Origin of the sequence: Rhodococcus sp. 008, assembly GCF_001682295.1 — a bacterium.
Classification (GTDB): Bacteria; Actinomycetota; Actinomycetes; order Mycobacteriales; family Mycobacteriaceae; genus Rhodococcus_F; species Rhodococcus_F qingshengii.
Window position 1 is genome coordinate 817464 of sequence record NZ_CP012749.1, and the last position, 21738, is coordinate 839201.

General features: G+C 61.9%; 15 protein-coding genes and 1 riboswitch. Of the genes, 8 read left to right on the forward strand and 7 right to left on the reverse strand.

Translation table 11 applies throughout. From position 1 onward, the window contains the following. Nucleotides 1–78 precede the first annotated feature (78 nt). A riboswitch (SAM riboswitch) is annotated at nt 79–172 on the forward strand. Between the two features lie 4 nt (nt 173–176). Then, nucleotides 177–2069 (forward strand): FAD/NAD(P)-binding protein, encoded by a 1893-nt coding sequence (locus AOT96_RS03805; RefSeq protein WP_228401278.1) that lies wholly within the window; start codon nt 177–179, stop codon nt 2067–2069. 52 nt (nt 2070–2121) lie between these two features. On the opposite strand, the gene AOT96_RS03810 is transcribed toward AOT96_RS03805, so the two are convergent. The 4 genes from AOT96_RS03810 to AOT96_RS03825 form a co-directional block, all read right to left on the reverse strand. After that, the gene (locus AOT96_RS03810; protein ID WP_030535300.1) at nt 2122–4545 is read right to left on the reverse strand and encodes an ATP-dependent Clp protease ATP-binding subunit; all 2424 of its coding nucleotides are present in this window, start codon (nt 4543–4545) and stop codon (nt 2122–2124) included. Between the two features lie 114 nt (nt 4546–4659). Further along, nucleotides 4660–5175, reverse strand: coding sequence for a hypothetical protein (locus AOT96_RS03815; RefSeq protein WP_065351318.1), 516 nt, complete (start codon nt 5173–5175; stop codon nt 4660–4662). A gap of 12 nt (nt 5176–5187) precedes the next feature. Further along, on the reverse strand, nt 5188–6387 hold the full coding sequence (locus AOT96_RS03820; RefSeq protein ID WP_083197582.1) for an MFS transporter: 1200 nt from the start codon (nt 6385–6387) through the stop codon (nt 5188–5190). Beyond that, the gene (locus AOT96_RS03825) at nt 6384–7286 is read right to left on the reverse strand and encodes an NAD(P)-dependent oxidoreductase (protein ID WP_065351319.1); all 903 of its coding nucleotides are present in this window, start codon (nt 7284–7286) and stop codon (nt 6384–6386) included. The genes AOT96_RS03820 and AOT96_RS03825 overlap by 4 nt, the downstream gene beginning before the upstream one ends. A gap of 102 nt (nt 7287–7388) precedes the next feature. Here AOT96_RS03825 and AOT96_RS03830 point away from each other — a divergent pair, with 102 nt between their 5' ends. Continuing rightward, complete coding sequence (locus AOT96_RS03830) at nt 7389–7973, forward strand: CGNR zinc finger domain-containing protein (RefSeq protein WP_065351320.1); 585 nt, start codon at nt 7389–7391, stop codon at nt 7971–7973. On the opposite strand, the gene AOT96_RS03835 is transcribed toward AOT96_RS03830, so the two are convergent. After that, entirely contained in the window at nt 7970–8599 is a 630-nt protein-coding gene (locus tag AOT96_RS03835; RefSeq protein WP_065351321.1) for a TMEM175 family protein, read from the reverse strand. The two genes, AOT96_RS03830 and AOT96_RS03835, sit on opposite strands and share 4 nt — an antisense overlap. A 216-nt stretch (nt 8600–8815) precedes the next feature. On the opposite strand from AOT96_RS03835, the gene AOT96_RS03840 reads away from it, so the two are divergent. From AOT96_RS03840 to AOT96_RS03850, 3 genes are all read left to right on the forward strand, one after another. After that, on the forward strand, nt 8816–10066 hold the full coding sequence (locus AOT96_RS03840) for an MFS transporter (RefSeq protein WP_007733614.1): 1251 nt from the start codon (nt 8816–8818) through the stop codon (nt 10064–10066). Between the two features lie 16 nt (nt 10067–10082). After that, complete coding sequence (locus AOT96_RS03845; RefSeq protein ID WP_003939773.1) at nt 10083–11750, forward strand: amidohydrolase; 1668 nt, start codon at nt 10083–10085, stop codon at nt 11748–11750. A 93-nt stretch (nt 11751–11843) separates the two neighbouring features. Beyond that, on the forward strand, nt 11844–12503 hold the full coding sequence (locus tag AOT96_RS03850) for an LppP/LprE family lipoprotein (protein WP_003940243.1): 660 nt from the start codon (nt 11844–11846) through the stop codon (nt 12501–12503). 94 nt (nt 12504–12597) lie between these two features. Here AOT96_RS03850 and AOT96_RS03855 read toward each other — a convergent pair whose 3' ends face one another. After that, nucleotides 12598–16053: an indolepyruvate ferredoxin oxidoreductase family protein gene (locus AOT96_RS03855; RefSeq protein ID WP_042921773.1), complete on the reverse strand. Its 3456-nt coding sequence runs from the start codon at nt 16051–16053 to the stop codon at nt 12598–12600. Between the two features lie 321 nt (nt 16054–16374). Between AOT96_RS03855 and AOT96_RS03860 the strand changes: the two genes are divergently transcribed. After that, nucleotides 16375–17130, forward strand: a complete 756-nt coding sequence (locus tag AOT96_RS03860) for a MerR family transcriptional regulator (protein ID WP_003940632.1) — start codon at nt 16375–16377, stop codon at nt 17128–17130. Between the two features lie 6 nt (nt 17131–17136). Here AOT96_RS03860 and AOT96_RS03865 read toward each other — a convergent pair whose 3' ends face one another. After that, complete coding sequence (locus AOT96_RS03865) at nt 17137–19656, reverse strand: helix-turn-helix transcriptional regulator (protein ID WP_065351322.1); 2520 nt, start codon at nt 19654–19656, stop codon at nt 17137–17139. A 364-nt stretch (nt 19657–20020) separates the two neighbouring features. On the opposite strand from AOT96_RS03865, the gene AOT96_RS03870 reads away from it, so the two are divergent. Together AOT96_RS03870 and AOT96_RS03875 are read left to right on the forward strand one after the other, a co-directional pair. Beyond that, nucleotides 20021–21022 (forward strand): helix-turn-helix domain-containing protein, encoded by a 1002-nt coding sequence (locus tag AOT96_RS03870; RefSeq protein WP_228402298.1) that lies wholly within the window; start codon nt 20021–20023, stop codon nt 21020–21022. A 50-nt stretch (nt 21023–21072) separates the two neighbouring features. Continuing rightward, a complete protein-coding gene (locus AOT96_RS03875) occupies nt 21073–21507 on the forward strand; it encodes a hypothetical protein (RefSeq protein ID WP_054188914.1) in 435 nt (144 codons plus the stop codon). Nucleotides 21508–21738: the final 231 nt, after the last annotated feature.

The window sequence follows — 21738 nt, forward strand, 5'->3', positions numbered from 1 at the left end:
TGATTGACAACTGTTTGATTCACGCTGATCTGATGTCCGGAATTCCTTGCCTCACGATTCTCCGAAGATAAGCTGGACTAACCATCCAGAGCGATCGAGAGTCCTGGCTCCGTGACGTCGCAGCAACCCCCTCTGCTGAGGTGCGGGTGCTTTCTGCCAGGTCCGATGGAGGACTCGTGCCAGGCGATCGACCCCGTACCTCAGTGGGGACAGCAGCTGTCATCGTGATCGTGGGCGGTGGACCCCGCGGGACCGGCGTACTCGAGCGGATCCTCGCTCACGAATCGGTGAACGCCGATCCCACACCGATCGACATTCACGTTGTCGACCCGTATCCGCCAGGCGCCGGCCGTATTTGGCGAGGCAGCCAGGCGCCGCTTCTGTGGATGAATTCGACAACCGCGGACGTCACGATGTTCACCGACGAGACCACCGCCGTGATCGGCCCGGTGCTGCCGGGTCCGACCCTCGCGGAATGGGTCGCCGAGCGCTCGGCTGAGCTTGCCGAATTCCCAGAAATCGCAGCAGAAGTTCCGACGATCACCCCGTCGTCGTTTGCATCGAGGTCACTGCAGAGCCGATACCTGAACTGGGTGTTCGAGACTGCAGTCGACTCCGCGCCAGCGCACGTCGACGTTCGAGTTCATCGACGATCCGTGGTCGACATCGTGAACGTCGGCGAGACACAGACGGTTCATCTGGACGACGGAGCTGTCATCGACGCGACGACCGTCCTTCTCGCACAAGGGCACCCCGATGCGTTGCCTGCCCCACGTGAAACCGCGCTGACCAGCTTCGCGTCCGATCACGGGTTGACGTATGTGGGTCCGGGCTACACTGCCGATCTCGACGCCGATGTCATTCCCGAAGGCGAACCGGTTCTGATCGCCGGACTCGGGCTGGCTTTCATCGACTGGATGGTTCTCCTCGCCGAGAGCCGTGGCGGCATCTTCGAACGCGGTGAAGACGGCGTCCTCACTTACGCTCCCTCGGGTCGGGAACCCCTGTTGTATGCCGGATCTCGTCGCGGAGTGCCGTATCATTCCAAGATTTCGTACTCGATCGCTGACGCGCGGCCACCGCTACCGCGGTTCTTCACCGCTGATCTCGTTCCCGGCGACGGACCGTTGGATTTCCGAAACGACATCTGGCCCTTGGCGTCGAAAGAACTGGCAGGCGCCCACTATTACGAGCTGTTTGCATCTCACCCGGATCGGACAGTGGGCACCTGGGAGGAGTTCGACGCCGAATTCGCCTCGCTGGCTTGGGGATCGCCTCGATTGCAGGAACTGGTCGAGAACGCAGTCCCGAAGCCGGAAGACCGTATCGATCTCGAGCGGCTGAACCGCCCACTCGGCGGTGAGCGCTACGACGGGCTTGCCGAGGTCCAGTCCCGGATCACCGAATACATCTCGGCGGATGTCGCGCGGAGGTCGGACCCGTATTTCAGCGCCGACGCGGCTGTCTTCTCAGCGCTGCTGTCGACGTACATGACCGTCGGAGAATTGTTGCGGCGCGGCAGAATCCCGGCCGAATCCGTCGCCAAGGACGTCGAGGGTTGGCTTCATTCGTTCTTCAGCTTCATCGCCAGTGGTCCGCCGCCCGAGCGTTTGGAACAGTTGATCGCCCTCAACGAGGCGGGCATCGTCCAGTTCCTCGGGCCGGATTCGGTGTTCTCCACCGAGATCGACCCGGCAACGGGGGCTGGGATCTTTGTCGCGCGCAGTGCGTCGCACACCGACATCGTGGCCGCGAACACCCTCGTCGAAGCACGCTTGCCGGTTGCTTCCATCAGCGCGAGCGGTGACTTGCTCCTGCAGACGCTTCACGGTCGGGGCGAGGCAGTCGAACTTCGTGCGACCGTGGACAGTTCGGCGAAGCTCGCCGTCGACGGCACGTCACGAATTCTCGACCGGAACAACACAGCTCATCCTCGCCGCTTCGCGGCCGGGCCGTGGGTTGCAGGCCACAACTGGTCGGCGGCTTTCCCTCGTCCCCGTACCAATGCGGGGTTTTTCCGGCACAACGACGCCCTGGCGGCGGAGATTTTGGGCGCTGCGCGCCTGTGAGCGATTAGGGAGTCCAGAGACTCCCTAACCGCTCACGGGGGCTGTGCCCCTCCTAGCTGAACACCAACTCACCCTCGTCAACCGCGACGGTGATACTGCCGCCCTCTTCGAGGAGATCGTCGAGCAGCATGTCGGCGATCTTGTCGTCGACCACACGCTGAATCGAACGACGCAACGGGCGAGCCCCGAACTCGGGTTGATGCCCGTGCTCGGCAATCCAGTCCACTGCGTCGGCAGTGAACTCGATCTCGATGCCCTTGGACTGCAGCCGCTTCCGGCTGTCGTCGAGCAGCAGATCAGTAATCCGGTGTAGTTGCTCGGTGTCGAGCTTGCGGAAGATCACGATCTCGTCGATACGGTTGAGGAACTCCGGCCGCATCGATTCGCGCAACCTGGCCATCACGCGGTCGCGCAGTGGCTTCTCCGCCGACTCTGCATCGCCTGTGGTGAAGCCGAGTCCACCGGACTTGCTCGAGATGATGTCCGAGCCGAGGTTGCTGGTCATGATCACGACGGTGTTCTTGAAGTCCACCGTCCGACCCTGACCGTCGGTCAGACGCCCGTCGTCGAGCACCTGGAGCAAGGTGTTGAACACGTCCGGGTGTGCCTTCTCGATCTCGTCGAGCAGGATCACCGAGTACGGGTTACGACGCACCTGTTCCGTGAGCTGTCCGGCCTCGCCGTAGCCGACGTATCCGGGAGGAGCACCGACCAATCGGCTGACCGTGTGCCTCTCACCGAACTCACTCATGTCGAAGCGCAGCATCTTGTTCTCGTCTCCGAAGAGTGTGGCAGCCAGAGCTTTTGCGAGCTCCGTCTTGCCGACGCCAGTGGGTCCGAGGAACAGGAAGCTACCGACGGGACGATCCGGATCGCTCATACCGGTCCGGCTACGACGCACGGCACGCGCGATGGCGCGAACGGCGTCATCTTGCCCGATGACACGACCGTGCAGTTCCTCTTCCAGACGGCGCAGGCGATCTTTCTCTGCCTGAGTCATCTGGCTTGCCGGAATACCCGTTGCGCGAGCGACAACTTCGGCGATTTGTTCAGCGGTCACGTCCGGCGTTTCCTCGGAAGGAACCGAGGATCCTGCCTTCTCGAGACGCTTTGCGACGCCGTTGATCTCGTCGCGCAGGGTCGACGCCTTCTCGTACAACTCGTCGGCGACGGCTTTTTCCTTGTCGCTCTCGAGCTGCTCGAGACGCTGCTGCAGCGCAGCGGTGTCTACCGTGGCCGTCTTCAAGCGAAGCCTGGCGCCGGCCTGGTCGATCAGGTCGATTGCCTTGTCCGGCAAGAACCTGTCGCCGATGTAACGTGCCGACAGCTCTACCGCAGCGGTGATCGCCTCGTCGGTGTAATGGACCTTGTGGTGATCCTCGTACCGACTGCGCAGGCCGCTCAAGATGGCGATCGCGTCCTCGATCGACGGCTCTCCGACCTGTACGGGCTGGAAGCGCCGCTCGAGCGCTGGATCCTTCTCGATGTTCTTACGGTATTCGTCGAGCGTGGTGGCGCCGACGATGTGCAGTTCACCGCGAGCGAGCTTGGGCTTGAGGATGTTTCCGGCATCCATCGCACCTTCGGCGCCGCCTCCGGCACCGGCGATGGTGTGCATCTCGTCGATGAAGACGATCAGCTCGTCCTTGTGTGCGGTGATCTCGTCGATCACCTTGGTCAGCCGTTCCTCGAAGTCTCCGCGGTAACGGGTACCCGAGACCATGCTCGAGAGTTCGAGCTGGACGATCTTCTTGCCCACCAACGATTCCGGGACATCCCCGTCGACGATTCGCTGGGCCAGTCCTTCGACGATGGCAGTCTTGCCGACGCCGGCCTCACCCACCAGGACCGGGTTGTTCTTGGTGCGGCGGGAGAGGATCTCGATGGTCTGTTCGATCTCGTCGGCGCGGCCGATCACCGGATCGACGCCGCCGTTGCGGGCGCGATCGGTGAGATCGATGCCGTACTTGTCGAGCGTCGGTGTGGTGGACTCGTCTTCGACTGGACCGGCTGCAGGGTTCTGAACCGCTGCCTGCAGCTTCTCCGGCGTGATGCCGGCCGAAGCGAGCAGACGACCCGGAACATGATCGGGGTCACCGGCCAGGGCGATGAAGAGATGTTCGGGGTCGATGTACGTCGATCCCAGGGCTCGGGCCAGTTGATGAGCCTCGAGTAGTGCAGTTTTGACGGCACTGCTGAGCGCAGGAGCAGAGTAGGCCCCCTGCTCACGGCCTTGTGGCAGCCGCAGGTCGACGGCGTCGACCACGGATTTCGGGTCGGCTCCGGCGCGCTGCATGAGCGTGCGGACCGGATCCTGCTCCGCCATGACGCGGAGAACGTGCAGTGCATCGAGATCCGAATCACCGCGAGCAGCCGCTACACGTGCAGCGTCAGCCATGAGTTGCTGGGTGGCCCTGCTCATGAGCCGGGAAATATCGATGCGACCGGGACCCTCGGGCCCGAAGAATGCTGGCATTCCGAAGCCTCCTTGCAGAAAGTTGAGCGTTACTGACTCAATTAACGTGCATGGGGCTCGATCAATTCCCGCGGCCTCAGATTTGTTTCAACACCTTCGGGCCACAGATCGTTCTCAACTACCGAAGGATCCGGTAGATCGACCGACCGGGTACGCCTCGACGTGCATGATCACCGATCCCTCGCAGGGACCACTCGAGATGTCGGTACGCCACGAACCTTTCAGACTGCCATCGGGCTGAGGTGTGTAATACGCCTCGGAGTGCGCCGGTGCCCACACCTTGGGCACGCCCTCCCCCTGGTAGCAATCCCACTCCCAGTCATAGGGGTGCACCCAACTGGTTCCGTCCCAGGTGTATCGAGCAGGCTGCGGCAACGTCGGATTGGCGGGAGCCGGACCGCCGACCACTGTGGCGATACAGACTCCGCTCGAGCAATCCGTCTCGAACGTGTAGGTATCGGAGAAATCCGGCTCCCACTGGCTGGCGGCCAGACTTGTGCCCGTCTTGGTCGCGGCGAAACGCTTGAGCGAGTAATCACCTGACCAATTCGCATCCGCAGCCCCCGCGGGCATCGCTCCGGCGACAAACCACGTAGCAACGAGAGCAACCACCAACAATGACTTCCGCATGCGTGAAGTGAATCACAAGCTATGTCCGAATTGTCGGATACTGACCACAAGAACACCGACGACGATCAGCACCAGCGAAACCAACGGCAATGCTCCCGCACCCCTGTCCGCCAAGATCAGCCCGCCTACGACGCCGCCCGCTGCGATCGCCGAATTGAAGATCGTCACGAAAACCGATTGCGCAGTGTCCACAGCGTCGCCCGTCGTATCCGCGAGCGCCGCTTGAAGGAGAGTGGGAGCGCCTCCGAATGCCACACCCCACGCCGCAACGCTGAGTGCAATCACAGCGAAGCTGTCACCGCCGACGCCCAACGCCGTCAAAGCTGCGGCAAAGACCACCAAGCTCAGCACGGTGAGACTTCGAAGGGCCCGATCGACGAACACCCCGACCACACCGATGCCCACGAAGGCGAAAAGTCCGAACACGAACAAGACGATTCCCAACCGATCGCCGAAACCGATGCGATCCAGAAACGCCGCCAGATACGTGTACACGATGTTGTGCGCGAGGATCCACAAGAACGCGACAAACAGAATCGGTCGTACGCCAGGCAGGACCAGGACTTTCCGCACCGGCAGCTGCCGATCCGCTTGTTGCCCGGGAAAGTCCGGCATCACCGTGAGTATCCACGCGACCAGAAGTAGCGCAACAACCGACATCACGGCGAAGACGACGCGCCAATCGGCCAGGGTCCCGAGCCACGCCCCCATCGGAACGCCGATTGCCAACGCGATCGGCTGTCCGACGGAGGCAACCGCAACGGCCCGCCCCTGCAGGTGAGGGGGCGACATCCTGCGTGCGTACCCGGCAAGCAACCCCCACACCACACCTGCCGCCATACCGGCCAGAAACCGAACACCCAAGGTGAGAACAAGATTCGACGAAAGCGCTGTCACCAGATTGAAGACACCGAACCCCAGAATCGCCGACACCAGGACAGCACGCCGTCGCAATCCTCGGGTCAATGCGATCAGTGGTACCGCCCCGACGACGGAACCCAATGCGTATGCGGTGACCAATTGCCCTGCGCCGGAGACTGATACGGACAACCCTGACCCGATCTGCACCAGTAGTCCGGCCGGCATGGTTTCGGTTGTGATCGCTATGAAGCCTGCCATTGCGAGTGCCGACAACCCGGCCAGCGGTAGTGTCCGGACGGAATCGGTCTCCGCCAGTGCCGAAGTCGCCGTCCCGTCCGAGTTCGAGCTCACCTTGTCGGTGTTTCGGGACTGCCTTCACCCGACTGGCCGGAACGGACCAGTTCTGCAATAGACGCCCAGTCCATCTCGCCCTGACCGTTCGCCAGAGCCTGAGCGAGCACGCCTCGAAGTACGCCACCGAACGGCAAATCCAGATCGACGCTGCCGGCGGCGTCGAGCGCAAGCCTCAAATCCTTGAGGCCCAGAGCTGTGGTGAATCCTGCAGGCTCGTACTGACGCGTCGCGACGAGGTTTCCGTAGCTGGAGTAGACCGGCCCCGGGAAGATCGTCGAGGTCAGCAGTTCTACGAGTTGGCTTCCGTCCACACCGGACCTCTCCCCCAATGTGATTGCCTCGCCCAAGGATTGAATCGCGGCGAGGATGAGGTAATTGCCGATGATCTTGACGATGTTGGCCTGCTCCGGACGCTCACCTTGTGGCCACGTGCGAGCACCGATGACGTCGAGAAAGGGCTGCACTCGCTCGAGGAGGGAACTGTCGCCGGCGGCGATGATGTTCAACTGACCAGACTGAGCAACAGAAACGCGCCCGAACACCGGCGCCGCGATGTACCCGATCCCGTACTCGGCGTGCAGTGCGGCGGCGCGCTTGGCAAGGTCGACGCTGACGGTGGCCATGTTGACGTGCACGGTTCCACTCGGAACGGATGCGAGGACGGCGGGATCCAGAATGGCCGAAGACACGGCCGAATCATCTGCCAACATCGACAGCACAACACCGGACTGGAATGCCTCGGCAACGGTTTTCGCGCCGATCGCCCCTTCCTCGACCAGTTCGGCTACCGCTTCAGGGCTGCGATTCCACACCGTCACGTCGAAGCCTGCGCCCAGTAGATTTCGAGCGATGGGACGACCCATCGCGCCCAAGCCGACTACGGAAACAGAAGTCATGGATTTCCCTCTCGAAAATGTTGAACCATCTAAGACGGTTCAACACTCTCACACAGGTACAGTTGCTGTCGAACCGGTTGAGATGGTTCGCCACGAAGGAGGATGAAAGTGAACGAAGCAGGAGCTGATCAATCCGCTCGGGACGTGTTTCGACTCGACAACGACACGCTCGCCTTCCGCTTCACCGCCACCCTCACCAATCGGAACGGCTCGAGGTTCGAACGACTCACGAGCCCGCAGCGACTCGAATTATGGTTACGCGCCAACGATCTGATGGACGCCCCCGCAACCGCGACAGAAGACGACCTCCGCGGCGCGCAGGATTTACGTGAGGCCATTCATCGCATCGGAACCGCCGTGTGCGAGAACCGCCGTGCCTCACGCACCGATGTCGGGATCGTCAACACCGCATCCGAGCTCGGTGATGCCCACCTCGTCCTCGAGAGTGGCCGGGCCCTCTGGAAATCAGCCGGAAACAATCCGATCCGCGACGCTTTGTCGATAGTGGCTGCCGACGCGATCGCGGTGCTCGGTGGAGCCGACCGGGACCGCGTCAAAGCCTGCCAGGGCGACGGGTGCACCGGCCTCTACCTCGACACCAGTCGCGGCAACAACCGACGCTGGTGCTCGATGAACATCTGCGGAAACAAAGCCAAGAAATCCGCGATGACCGCTCGCGCCGACTAGCTCATCTCACGCTCGCCGCCAGTCGATTTCGCCGCCACTCGTTTCCACAGCTTCTCGATCGGCGTCGACAGCAGGAGAAGAAACAGCGGGAAGTACGACGTCACAGGAACGAGCACACTGACGAGCAGCGCCACCACCATGATCAGGAAGGTGACGATTTCAGCGGTGAAATGCGGCTTCGCATTCTCTTCACTCAACGACGGGTTGCGAACCAGACCCCACGCGACCACCGCCAGGCACGCAGCACTGGCTGCCATTGTCCCGATGTAGAGAGCCCTGGTTCCGAGATCCTGCGACGGCGCCGCAACGAGCGCTGTCGGGAAGGGCAGGAACACGATGGTCATCACCCACAACCCCAGTCCGCGAACGACCACCTTGTCTCCGTCGACCACAAAACGAAGCAGCCGATGCTGCGACCACCAGAGCCGGAAGATCACCAGAAAGCTCAGGGCGAACGAGTAGAACTGCGCAGCGTGATCGCGCAGCAGTTCCGACGTGGTGCCGTGGTGGTCACTGGTGAGTTCGACCAGCGGCAGTACGAGCAGCGTGATCGCAATGGCGACAATCGCGTCGATGAAAGTGACGTAGCGCTCGAAGTAGCGGGTGCGTTCCGCAATCTCAGCCATTGCGGAAGCATAAGCCTCACAACAGGAAACAGACCGGCGACGCCACTTTACGGAAGCACGTATCCGGAAACATACAATTAACGAATCAAATTCGTTAGATCTCTTGACCGTGGCGGAGCCCATCCCCATACTTAACGAATCACATTCATTAAGTGACTCGCATCACGCCACCAGGGGTCGGTTCAGCCACCCCCTTCAGGACATGGGGTTGCCCTAGTGCCGATCAACGCTTCGACGAATACGCAGTCCGACCGGGTTCCACTCACCGCCAACCGCGGTATTGCCGTCTTCAGTATCGGCGTCATGGGGTTCATCACCGCGAACCTCATCCCCCTGATGATCGTGGCAATGGTCGAGGACCTCGGTGTCACCGAATCCGCTGCCGGTGCCGTTCTGACCGCATCGCTGCTGGTCTGCGCCGTCACCTGCCTCGCCACCACCCGAATCGCCTCGGGCCGGCATCGCCATCTCCTCGGCCGCGTCAGCCTGATCGCGATGGCAGCCGCATTCGGCGTTGCGGCCATCGCACCGTCCACGACGATCGCATGCGCCGCGATCATCGTCGGCGGTATCGGCGCTGGTGGATCCGCATCCGTTGGCGGAGCGGCACTGGCCGCGCTCACGAACCCGGACCGGGCGTCAAGCATCAGCGGCCTCGTGAACCGTGTCGTCGTCACAGCCGTCCTCGCTCTCATACCCATCCTCGGCACACACATGACCAACGCATTCGGCATCGTCGCAGTCCTGGCACTGGCTACCGCAGCAACGGTCACCTGGTTGCCGTCGTCCCCGGTGAAAGAGTCGCCGGAGACGGCGAAGTCCGCCAATACGACCACAGCTCTCCCCGCCGGGGTCAGCGCGAAACGTCTCACTTTTGCCGGAACCGCATTTCTCGCGATGCTTGCAGTCTGGGCGATCAGCGAGGACTCGTTGTGGGCAGTACTCGGCATCATGGGTTCCGAGCACGCCGGGCTCTCGGATCAACAAATGAGTCTCGCACTGAGCGCATCAACGGCGGGTGGTGTGCTCGCGGCTGTTACCTTGACCGCGTTGGGTTCTCGGGTCAGTCGGACAGTATCGATCTCCGTGCTACTGATACTCGGGGCAATTCTGAAGCTGTCTGCCGGCCTCACCACCGATCCCACGATCTACCTGGTAGTGGTCATCGCTTGGAACACGATCTACGCGGCCACGTTCATCGTCCTGGTTGCCATCTCGGCCGCGCTCGACGCGGCCGGCCGATGGTCGGCGCCACTACTGGGCACCTACCTCATCGGCTCCGCGTTCGCGCCGCTGTTCGGAACTTCGGTGACGGCCGGCCTCGGGTATCCGACCTTCGGAGTCATCATCTCGGGGATCAGCTTCGTTCTACTGGTCCCGTTCGCCTTGGTTTCCCGACTCTCCGCACGTACCGAAGGTGCGTATCGTCACCACAGCGCCGCCATCACTACTACCGTCATCGCGTAAGGATCACGTAGAAGTCATGAATGACAGCATCACTCACTACCGCAACGGAAAGATCTTCACGGCTGCCGACGACGGATGGGCCGAGTCGATAGTCGTCGAGGACCACAAGCTCAGATTCGTGGGCGAAACCGTCTATGCCGATATCCTGGCTCCAGACGCCGAGGTGATCGATCTCGAAGGTGCCGTCGTGCTACCCGGTTTCGTCGACGCCCATACGCATTTGGTGATGATGGGATTCGCGCTGCAGAAGTTGGATCTGCGTGATGCCGCCGATCTCGCCGACATTCAGTCCAGCATCAAGCAATTCGCGGAATCGAACCCGGACGCACCACGACTGCTGGGTCGCAGTTGGTTGTTCTCCGCGCTGGATGGAGGGCACCCGACGCGAGAGATGATCGACGCCGTCGTACCCGATCGCCCGGTGTACCTCGACGCCAACGACGTACATTCGGTCTGGGTGAACACTGCAGCACTGCGAGAACTCGGCATCGACGCGGACACTCCCGATCCGATCGGCGGTCGTATCGGCCGGGATCCGGACACCGGAGAAGCCACCGGAATGCTGTACGAGACCGCCATGATGCTCTACGTCTGGCCGAAACTGGCGGAGCTCGCATCCGACGAAGACCGGGACGCCGCCCTCGCTCTCGCCTTCCGCCACTATCTCGAGGACGGCGTGACCGGTGCGGTCGACATGGCACTCGGCGCGGACGAATTAGCCTCGCTGGAAAGAGCATTGGACGCAGGAGACGGAACACTGCCGCTGCGTGTCGCGGCTCACTGGCTGATGACCCGCGAGGACAACGAGGCCGACAACGTCGGACAAGTTCACGACGTGATCGAACTCCACGAGCGCGTCCAAGGTCCGTGGCTCCGTATCGCCGGAATCAAGATCATCATCGACGGTGTGATCGACAGCTGCACTGCCGCAATGAAAGAGCCGTACTCGGACGGCACCAACGCCGAGCCCATCTGGGATCTCGAGTCCTTGATCCCCGTCGTGACAGCCGCTGACGCCGCAGGCCTGCAGATCGCGATGCACGCGATCGGCGACGAGGCGTCGGAGATCGGATTGACGGCACTCGAGTACGCGATCGCCGCCAACGGAGACATTCCCCGCAGGCACCGAATGGAACACTTGGAGTCCATCACCCGGGACAACGTCGAAAGGCTTGCCCGCCTGGGAATCATCGCCTCGATGCAACCGGTTCACGCTGACCCTGCAATCCAGGAGAACTGGCAGGCGATGCTCGGCGACTACCGGGTCAATCGCGCGTACCCCTGGCCCGAATTCACCGAGGCCGGAGCGGTTCTGGCGTTGGGTTCGGACGCTCCGACCGCTCCCCACCCGCCGCTGCCGAACATGTTCATCGCCACCACCCGTCGATCCGCAATCGATCCGTCACTGGCACCCAACCTGCCGAAGTACGCACTCCCCCTCGCGGACGCGCTGGCTCACGCAACTCGCGACGCTGCCTACTCGTGCCGGTGGGAAGATGTGACCGGCCAGCTGGTTCGGGGTAAAGCAGCCGATTTTGTCGTACTGAAACAAGATCCGTTCACCGAAGGGGTCGATTCTCTCCTGACCACAGAGATTGCGATGACCGTCGTTGCTGGATCCGTGCGATACGACGCGGCCGGGGCCAAGAGCACCGAAGCACGGAACACCGAGTCCGATAGCTGATCGTTACCGGTTGTTCGATAACGCACGCATGCGGCCCGGCGACAGAACGAAGGAGGGACTTGAACACGTGAACCCATACACTCTGGAGGACGCATGCGCAGGAAAGCTCCGATTTCGGCCGCCGTCGCAGCCGCTGCACTGGTGACGGCCACTGCCCTGACGGTCGCCGGTTGTGGGTCGACCGAAGGAACACCTGAAGCGGCGGCGAGTTCCACGGCAGCCAGTTCAACGGCGTCGGCGACATCGACGGCAAACGAAACCGAGACGACGGTAGCGAGCTCTCCCCCGCCACAATCGAACACCCGCACAAATGCATCCACGACGGCGACTACGACAGCAATCCCCGCTTCGGGTCCCTGTCTCGACGTCGGCTCCTCGCTCGTCACCGACGCCATCGGCACGCTGGGCACCGACATCAACGGGGGCAATTGGATACCGAGATCCGCGAGCGAAGAACAGATCGGGAATTGTCCTGACCTGCTCTGGGTTTCGGTGGACGGCGACGGCGTCGGCGATGCGACTTACCAGTCACACGTCCTGTTCTTCCACGACGGAACATACCTGGGCACGGCTACCAGTGAGCCGTACTCGTACACACACGTCATCGACAGCAACAAGGATTCGGTATCCGTCCAATACCGTTGGCTGCTGGACGACGATGCATTCTGCTGTCCCCAAGGCGGACCGAACATAGTGAACTTCACGTGGAACGGCAGCGCCGTGGTTGCCGACGGCCAGTTCCCGCCGTCCTGAACCTGCCTGGGTCCGAGAAGGCCCTGAATGCAACTGTGCCCCAGCGACGACGGTCACTGGGGCACAGTCTTGTTCGATCTACTCGCCGGCGCTCCTACTCACCGACACCGAGTTCGCGCAGGCGAGTCTTGTACAGCTCGATGTTGCCGAGCTTGATGTCTTCGTAACCGCGAACCACGTCCGGCAGTGCCGCGATCTCGACGGCGCGATCGTATCCGTCGGTTGCGAGCGTACGAGAGAGGTCAGCGATCATGGCCTCGTACTCGGCGAGCAGTTCACGCTCGACCTTGCGGACGTGCATGTAGCCGAAGGGGTCGAGCTTGGTACCGCGAAGCTTCTTACCCTTGGCCAGAACCTTCAGTGCAACATGCGACTTGGGTCCGAGACCGATCTTCTTCTTGCGGCCCATCACTCGAAGGATCGGCGGGTGGAGCTTGTAGGTCAGGTTCTCCCCGGCCGGCACCTGAGACTTGACGTCCTCGATGAATGCGGGGTCGACCAGCATACGAGCAACTTCGTACTCGTCCTTGTACGCGGTGAACTTGAACAGGCCGCGGGCAACAGCCTCGCTGAAATCGGTCCGCTCGGTTGCGGCACGTTCGGCGGTCCAGACTGCCTGAACCTGATCGATGTAACGCTGGGCGATCTTGACGGACTGGAACTCGATGAGCTGCGCTGCACGCAGTTCCACCAGTCGCAGGGTTTCACCGGTGAAGGTGGTTCCGGCGAACATGTGAGCCGGTGCGACAACGGGTTCGCGGACGGACTTGGCCGGCGTGGTGACGGCCGAGAACGCTGCGGTGTCGGCAATTGCTGCACGACCCCAACGGAATGCCGCGATGTTCGCGTCCACGGCAACGCCGTTGATGCCGATCGCTTCTTCGATGGCCTCGGCCGGCAGACGAAGTCCACCGCTCTGGTAGGCAGCACCGATCAGCAGGAAGTTGGCCGCTGCGGTGTTACCGAACAACTCCTGCGCCGCGGCGAGTGCGTCGAACGAACGCAGGGTGCGCGACACCTTGTCGAGACGGGCGAGGAGTGACGTCTCCTCGGGGTAGCGAACAGCCTTGTCGTAGACCATGTCTCCGGTCGGCGTCTGCGACGTCGAGGCGATGGAGACCGTCTTCTCGGCGTTGCCGTAGTCGAGGTTCTTGTTGTCCGTCGCGGTCAGCAGGTCGAAGGCGACGATGCAATCCGCGCTGCCCGGAGTGAGGCGGTTGGACGGCTCGAGCGCGCTGGAGCTGAAACGCAGGTGCGAGACAACCGGTCCGGCCTTCTGGCTCAGTCCGATCTGGTCAAGGCTCTCCACCTCGAGGCCGGCGCGCAGTGCAGCCGTTGCGAGCACCTGGTTGACGGTCACGATGCCGGTGCCGCCGATGCCCGCGAGGAAAACGTTCTGCGTGCTGGTGAGCGGTCCGAAATCGGGGTCTGCGACGACGGGCGGGACGGGACGTGCGGCCTTGGGAGCCTTCTTGCCCGGTACCAATTCGACGGTCACGAACGACGGGCAATCGCCGTCCATGCAGGTGTAATCGGTGTTGCAGGACGTCTGGTCGATCTTCGTCTTGCGGCCGTACTCGGTGTCCACGGGCTGGACCGAGAGGCAGTTCGACTTCACACCGCAGTCACCGCAGCCTTCGCACACTGCCTCGTTGATGACGACGCGAGTGTTGCGAGTGGGCAGCGTGCCACGCTTGCGCTGGCGACGAGCGTCGGCCGCACAGTGCTGGTCGTAGATCAACACTGTGACGCCCTTGATCTCGCGAAGCTCCTTCTGGGCCTCGTCGAGGCGATCGCGGTGCCAGAGCTTGGTGCCCTTGGCCAGAGCGCGCTTGTTGTGACGCGAAGGCTCGTCGGCGCAGATGATGATCTGCTTGACGCCCTCGGTGGTCAGCTTGTGGCTGAGCTGAGCAACGGAGAGGGCACCTTCCGCGTCCTGTGCACCGGTCATCGCTACTACTTCGTTGTAGAGCAACTTGTAGGTGATGTTCACGCCTGCGGCGATGCATGCCTGGACAGCCAACTGACCGGAGTGGAAGAAGGTGCCGTCGCCGATGTTCTGGAACAGGTGAGGCACGTCGGTGAACGGTGCCTGCCCGATCCACTGGCTGCCCTCGCCGCCCATCTGCGTCAGGCCGGTGACAGCGCTGTCCTCACGGCCGGACATGGTGACGAGTGTGTGGCAACCGATTCCGCCGCCGCCGATGGAACCCTCGGGGATAGCGGTGGAACGGTTGTGGGGGCACCCGCTGCAGAAGTACGCGGTTCGCTTGGCGGAGAGCACGTTCAGCGACAGCGGGGCCGGGAGGGTGCGCTTGAGTTCGACGTGCGGCTTCAGTACGCGGCGCAACGGGGCGAGCAGCCGGCCTGCGGTCAGTTCACCACTGGCAGGCATGAGCAGACGGCCCTGGCCGTCACGCTTGCCGATGATGCGAGGGGCATCGTCGGTGCCGTACAGGACTTCCCGGATCTGAGCTTCGATGAACGCGGTCTTGTCCTCGACCACGACGATCTGCTCGAGACCTTCGGCGAACTCCTTGATCTTCTCGCCCACGACGGGGTAGCACATTCCGATGCGAAGGAGACGGATCCCGGCGCGGTGCAGCGCGGCATCATCGACGCCGAGGTCTGCCAGAGCTTGTCGGACGGAGTCGAAAGTTGTACCGGTGGCGGCGATACCGATCTTCGCACCGGAGGGGTTGACCTCGATCACATCGAGGTTGTTGGCAGTTCCGTACGCGTGCACAAGATCCCATCGCGGGCCGTACAGATCGGCCTCGGCGATGACACTGTCCGGCGGCGCGGCCATCTGACGCTGCTTGTAGACGAAGGGCTTGCCCTCGAACTGCACTTCCGGAACCACGATGTCGAAGTCCGCGATGCTGCCGTCGATCGTCCAGGCACCGTCTGCGACGTCGGCGACGATCTTCAGCGCTACGACGCAACCGGATACACGCGAGAGTGCAACGGCGTGCATACCCATCGTGATGATCTCTTCGGCATTGCGTGGGAAGAGAACCGGCACGCCCATCGCGGCAAGCGAGCGCTCGCTGACGGCCGGAACCGTGGAGGACTTCGACGCGGGGTCGTCGCCCACCAGGAGGACGACGCCGCCCTTGGGGTTCACGCCGTACATGTTGGCGTGGCGAATGGTGTCGGTAGCGCGGTCGACCCCGGGGCCCTTGCCGTACCAGACGCCGGTCACGCCGTCGTGGGTCGCGGTTCCGGCAGGGAGATCCGTCTGGCTTCCCCATACCGCCGTGGCGGCGAGCTCCTCGTTGAAGCCAGGGATGAAGGTGATGTCGTGCTCGGCGAGAACCTTGGGCATGCCGTGAAGCATCTTGTCGACGCCACCGAGGGGGCTGCCCTGGTAACCGGAGACGAAGGTGGCAATACGCTTACCTGCCCGAATGTCGCGAACGTGCTGCTCGACGAAGCCGCGTGCAATTGCCTGAACACCGGTCAGCAACACCGGTCCCGATCCCGACCGGTACCGATCATCGAGGTCATAGGGCTTGGCCTGGGCTACGCCCGACACCAGTTCAGTCATCGTGGACCACCGTTCCGTCTGCAGTGCATTTCAACTACCGTGCATTTTCAACAACCGCGTAACTCGATCTGTTCAGATGATCGTGGTCGAGGTATGTGAAAGCGTCAACAGAGGCTTGTTCAACTATTCAAATTGACAATTTGTGAGCCAAATCACGTGACCTAGGTCATCGAATCAATCAGTTGGAGACCCGTTCGTGGCGATACGGCGAAACGGACATAAAACGTTCCCGACAATGCACACCGAGAACTTTCTTGACATTGACGCAACGTCAACTTGCATGCTGAATGAGCACAACCGATCCGAGAGTAGGAACTCCACGTGAGCGAATGGTCCATCCAAGAACTCGCCAAATCCGCAGGTACCACCAGCAGAACGCTGCGTCACTACGGCGATTTGGGACTCCTGGAACCGAGTCGCATCGGCGCCAACGGCTACCGCTTCTACGACGAAGACGCCCTGGTGCGACTGCAACGCATCCTTCTACTTCGGGAACTCGGACTCGGATTGCCGGCCATCGCCGAAGTCCTCACCGGCGAACGCGATACGGCCGCCGCACTGCGTACGCACCTCGAACTCCTCGAGCAAGAGCGCACGCGGATCTCGAGACAGATCGAATCGGTCAACAGGACCTTGAACAAGACGAAGAATGGTGAATCACTCATGCCGGAAGATGTTTTCGACGGGTTCGACCACACCCGATACAAGGACGAGGTCATCGAGCGTTGGGGCAAGGACGCCTACACCAGCGGCGACAACTGGTGGCGGTCGATGTCGGAGCAGGACCGTAAAGCTCATCTGCAATCTCAAGCCGACATCGCAGCGGCATTCGGAAAAGCACTGACAGCGGGGCTGTCCGCGGAAAGCGACGACGTCCAGACGATTACCCGAAGACAGTTCGAGTGGATAAAGATCGGTTGGCAGGGAAGGACTCCCAGCGCCGACGCCTTCACCGGGCTCGGCCAGATGTACGTCGACGATCCCCGCTTCACTGCAAACTACGACAAGTACGGAGAAGGCACTGCTTCGCTGGTCCGTGACGCGATGAAGGTCTACGCCGAGCGCAATCTGCACTGACGTCGATCAGTCCTGCCCACTGCCGAGGAGGTTGTGTCGGTGCGCTGCCGCGACAGCCTCTTCCCGGGAATGCGCACCGAGTTTGCGATACAAGGCTCGGAGGTGACTCTTCAGCGTGTTGTTGGATACGAACAACCGCCGCGCGATCTCACCGATCGGAATGCCGAGACCCAGTTCCACGAGAACGTCCATCTCCCGTTTCGTCAATTGGACCCGAACGATGGCCGCCGGATACATCTGCGCCGCTTCGGATTCGAGAAAGGTCGCGACGGCACTGCTCGAGCCCTCGGCCCGATCTTCGAGTTGCCTGATCAGATCACGCGGTATCGTCGCCAGGGCCGACAGGACACCGGAGGTTTCGAGCAGTCCGCGAGCTTCCTCCCATGTACTCGCGGCAGCGGGGATCCTGCCCAGTTCACACAGAGCAGCGCATTCGATCAGCAGGGATTCGAGCCGAAACCTCGTGAGATACTGCCCGCTCCAGTCGATTTCGCGGCACAATTCCAATGCCTGGGACGGCGACCCGGTCAGGAGATGCGCCCGCGCCACGGAGACCGTGACAACTGCAAACGTATGTGGCGCAGCGACTGATTCTTCCAGCGCCTTGGTACCCTCCCCGGACGCCAACAGAAGATCGATACGTGCCGCGGCGAGAAGCGCGTCACCGAGTGATCGTTCACACGGATTCACGTGCCCGTGCGTTGCCACTGCGCGCTGGAGGGAAATCAGCCCCGAGAACGGGTCCGATTGCAGCAGTGCAAATCTGGTGTAAGTGTAGGCCGCGAACGCCCACAGGTCGCCCGGCGGTGTGACCTCGGCGAGTGCGTCCATCGCGGCAGCTCCGGCGTGCAGGTCCACGCTGTCGCACGCCACCAGTGCCCGCGCGATCGCTCCCCCCATGTGCGAGGGCGGTCCCAACCATCCCGAAACGTCCGGGTGTGTGCTTTCCAGGTGCAGCCAGTCTGTCGCGTGCGCGACGTCCCCGATCAGCGCGGAGTTGAGCGCGGCATTGCCTGCGGCGTGACGCAGGACGAACTCCGGACCATGTTGCACCGCACCTTGATAGGCGAGTCGCAATTCCACCGCGGCATCACCGAGGTCACCGGTCAATTGATGCGAGACCCCCCAGATCAGCCGCAGGGCGGGCAGTTGAGACCCCAACGCGCCCAACGACTCGTCGCCGAGTCCGTACACGACGTGCGCCAATTTGCGCGTGATCTCGGTCGAGCGTTGGTACTTACCGGATGTTCTCAGCACCACCGATTGGACAGTTCCGACGTTCAACAAGCTGTGCGCATGCGGACTACCACCTATCGCACGCAATTCCGCCGGTTCCGTCGGTAATGAATCGCCGTTGATCAACTGCGGCCGCAGACGTGATTCGAGCAGGTCACGACCCACCAGAATCGAAGGGTTCGAACTGAGTACGTCACCGGGTATGGATTGCAACGCAGTCCGGACCAATCCGGTGTGATCGACCAGAAGATCAGCCCAGTGGCGCTCGAGTATGTCGAGCACCCTGGTCCACTTGCGTCCGTCCAAGGCGTAGTGAACGGCACCGGCTATATCCGAAGTCCCGAGAGCGTGATCGACGAGTACCTGGAAGGGATCTTCGAATCCATCCCCTTGTTCGGCCCGTATCTGTATGAATGCCAGTCGAACTGACGGCGCGAAGTACCAGGACGGTTCTCCCTCGAAACCATTCCGGAAGATCAGACCGAAAGACTCGAGCAAGTCCAGTTTGCCCTCCACGTCAAGATCGTCGGACAAGACACGAGCGATCTCTGGTGTCACCGTGCGGGCAGCGGCGATCGTAGTCGCGAAGTCGAACAACTCGAGCGACTTGCCCGACCGAGGAGCGGTCCGACTGACGTACGCGTGGATCGCCTGGTCCACTCGCTGCTGAACGCGTTCGCGTCCACGGCTCGGTTCACTCAGCCCCGCAACCGCACTCAGAGCAACCTTCATCAGCACGGGAACGCCGGCGACGCGTTCACAGATCGAATGGACGATGCCCGAGGGAAGGTGAATCCCTGCCTCCGCGAACAGAACGGTGGACTCGTCGAGCGTGTATCTGAGGTCGTTCGCGCACAGGTACTCGTCCACGCGGACGTCTTCGAGCAAGTCCGTCGCAGACCGATCCTGCAGCGTGACGATTACTTTCAATCCGGGAAGCCGCACGATCAGATCCACGATTCGGCGTCCCACCTCGTCACCCTCAACCAGGTCGATGCGGTTGAACACCAACACGAATGGTGCGGGCGACGAGTCGAGGAGTGATTCGATCGCGCCCACTGGATCCTCGCGCATTCGTGGCGGGGCCTCGAGTGATTCCAGCGAATCCTGAATTACTGCGAGCGCGGTGTTCCAGTACTCGAGGGGGGTCATCCGATGCGATGGCGCCGGCACCCAGACTACCGGTCTGCTCGGCACCTGCCCGAGAGTCGTGAGCCACAACGCGGCGAGTTCCGTCTTGCCGAACCCAAGTGGCGAATCGATGACAGTCAATCCCGCCGAGCGTTCCATCAATCCGAGGAGGCGGGGACGAATCGCCGTGGCTCCACGCCCGGCAAGCCGCCTTTGCAGCGTGCCCCTTCCTCGAGGATTTCGCTTTGCTCGAGATAGCTGCGATCGATTCGAAGTGGACGTCATGATGGCCGACAAACGAGCAGTCGATCCCCGCCGAACTCGAGATTTCGTTCGAGCATCGAACTCCCAACCTGTCCACCCATAACGAACAACATAGACAGCTTCGCCGCGACACGCGAGCACGGGCCGTCTCACAAATACGCCCGATTTGTCTCATTATGTGGGCTCGGTCACTATTGACGTCTATTTGCGGGAGAGTGACTGCGACCTGCGGGATCTGACATATCATGCCCGCGTGTCGATGAATTCCGCCCGCATCCGCGTGTCGACCCGATCGGTCGATCCTGCGGACGCCGACGACTTCTGGCGCAGTGTCACACGTCCGTTCTTCGTCACCGACCGAATTGACCCTGACACATCTCTCGAAGGCTCGATCACAGCGCTTTCCATCGGAACCTCGTTGATCGGTCAAACTACCTTCAACGCACAGAAGTACACCCGAAACAATCGGCTGATCGCCGAGAGCGGACTCGACGATGAATACATGGTCCAGGTCGTCCTCGACGGGCAGTTGAGCGGCAACGCCGACGGAGTCGATTTCGTCGCACGTCCAGGCGATGTCACATTCTTCGACCTCGGGCGTACCTGGACCGCCGACGCGGAGGCGGAATCGACAGGGCGCACCATCACGCTCCTCGCACCGCGTTCCCTCGTCGAGGCCGAGTCGAAGGGTCGTTCTCTACACGGGACGGTACTGCGCGGAGTTCCTGCCGTCGTGCTCGCTCAGTGCATGCAATCGGTCGTACTCGCGCTACCGCATCTCGATCCCGATGCTGCGGCCGGCTACGAGGACGTCGTCGCTTCCCTCCTTCGTGTCAGTTTGGGTATCGCCGAACCTGATCTGTCGCCGCGGCCCGATCACTCTCTCCGCGATCGTGCGTACGCCTACATCGCCGAGCATCTCTCGGAGACCTGGCTCGGCCCGACGAGCATGTGCGCAGCATTGTCCGTCTCCCGGGCACAGCTCTATCGCGCATTCGCATCCGACGGCGGAATAGCTCTTGTCATTCGGCGGAAGCGTCTCGAACTCGTCTACCGCGAATTGACCAGAACCGAGATGCCGAACGAAACGATCGAAGCGTTGGCCCTGCGATGCGGCTTCACCTCGAAATCCCAGTTGGCGCGAGCGTTCAAGGACTTCTACGGGATGACCCCGAGCCAAGCCCGAACCGACGGCAGACGCACGATCGGGGACCCGTCGATCGCACGCCTGCACCGCCGACTCGAGTTCTTCAGCCCCTGAATCCGAGATACTCCACAGCCTCGCGAGCGTGCCTGTGTTCTAGTTGATCCATGAGCTGGGTCGACAAGGAACTGAGTCTGGCTGCGCTCACAGGTGCGGTCACAGGTGTCGCCGTGATGATCCCGATAGTCGGCGATGGAGCCTGGTCCTGGGTAGGACTGTTCATACCCGCCTTCATCGGAGCGCTGGCAGGGCTGATTGTCGGCTCGAGCGCTGTTGCAGGTGGGCGCTGCGCCCTGAGAACAAGCCACACATGGCCGGCGCGCACAGTCTGCTGCTGGAAGCATCGGTTCGCTGCGTGCTCTGCCTTGGCGGTGACATTGCTGGTAATCGGAGTGTCCATGGCGGCTGTCGTCGCTACTGGTGACCCGGTGCGAGATGCCGCAGGGTTCCCGATGTCCTTGATCGTACTGGCGGTCATCGCCGCAGTTACGTACGTGTTCTCCTACCTGCTCGCCCCCGCCCAGGCCTCCCAGACGCCGTAAGAACCTCTATTTCATCGCAATTCATCACTCGAACCGCGGAAGCGACGACTGAACTATCCGCACCCGGCAACGAGCTCAGATCACTTCAGCTGGAAATGAACCGGAGAACAAACTGCTCGATGCCTTCCGATATGACCTTGGTCAGCGCGGTGAAGTCGTTCGACCAGCGTTGAATATCCAAGCTGCTCATCACTTTCCTCCGTTCTTCGTCCCGCTGCCCGTGACGCACAA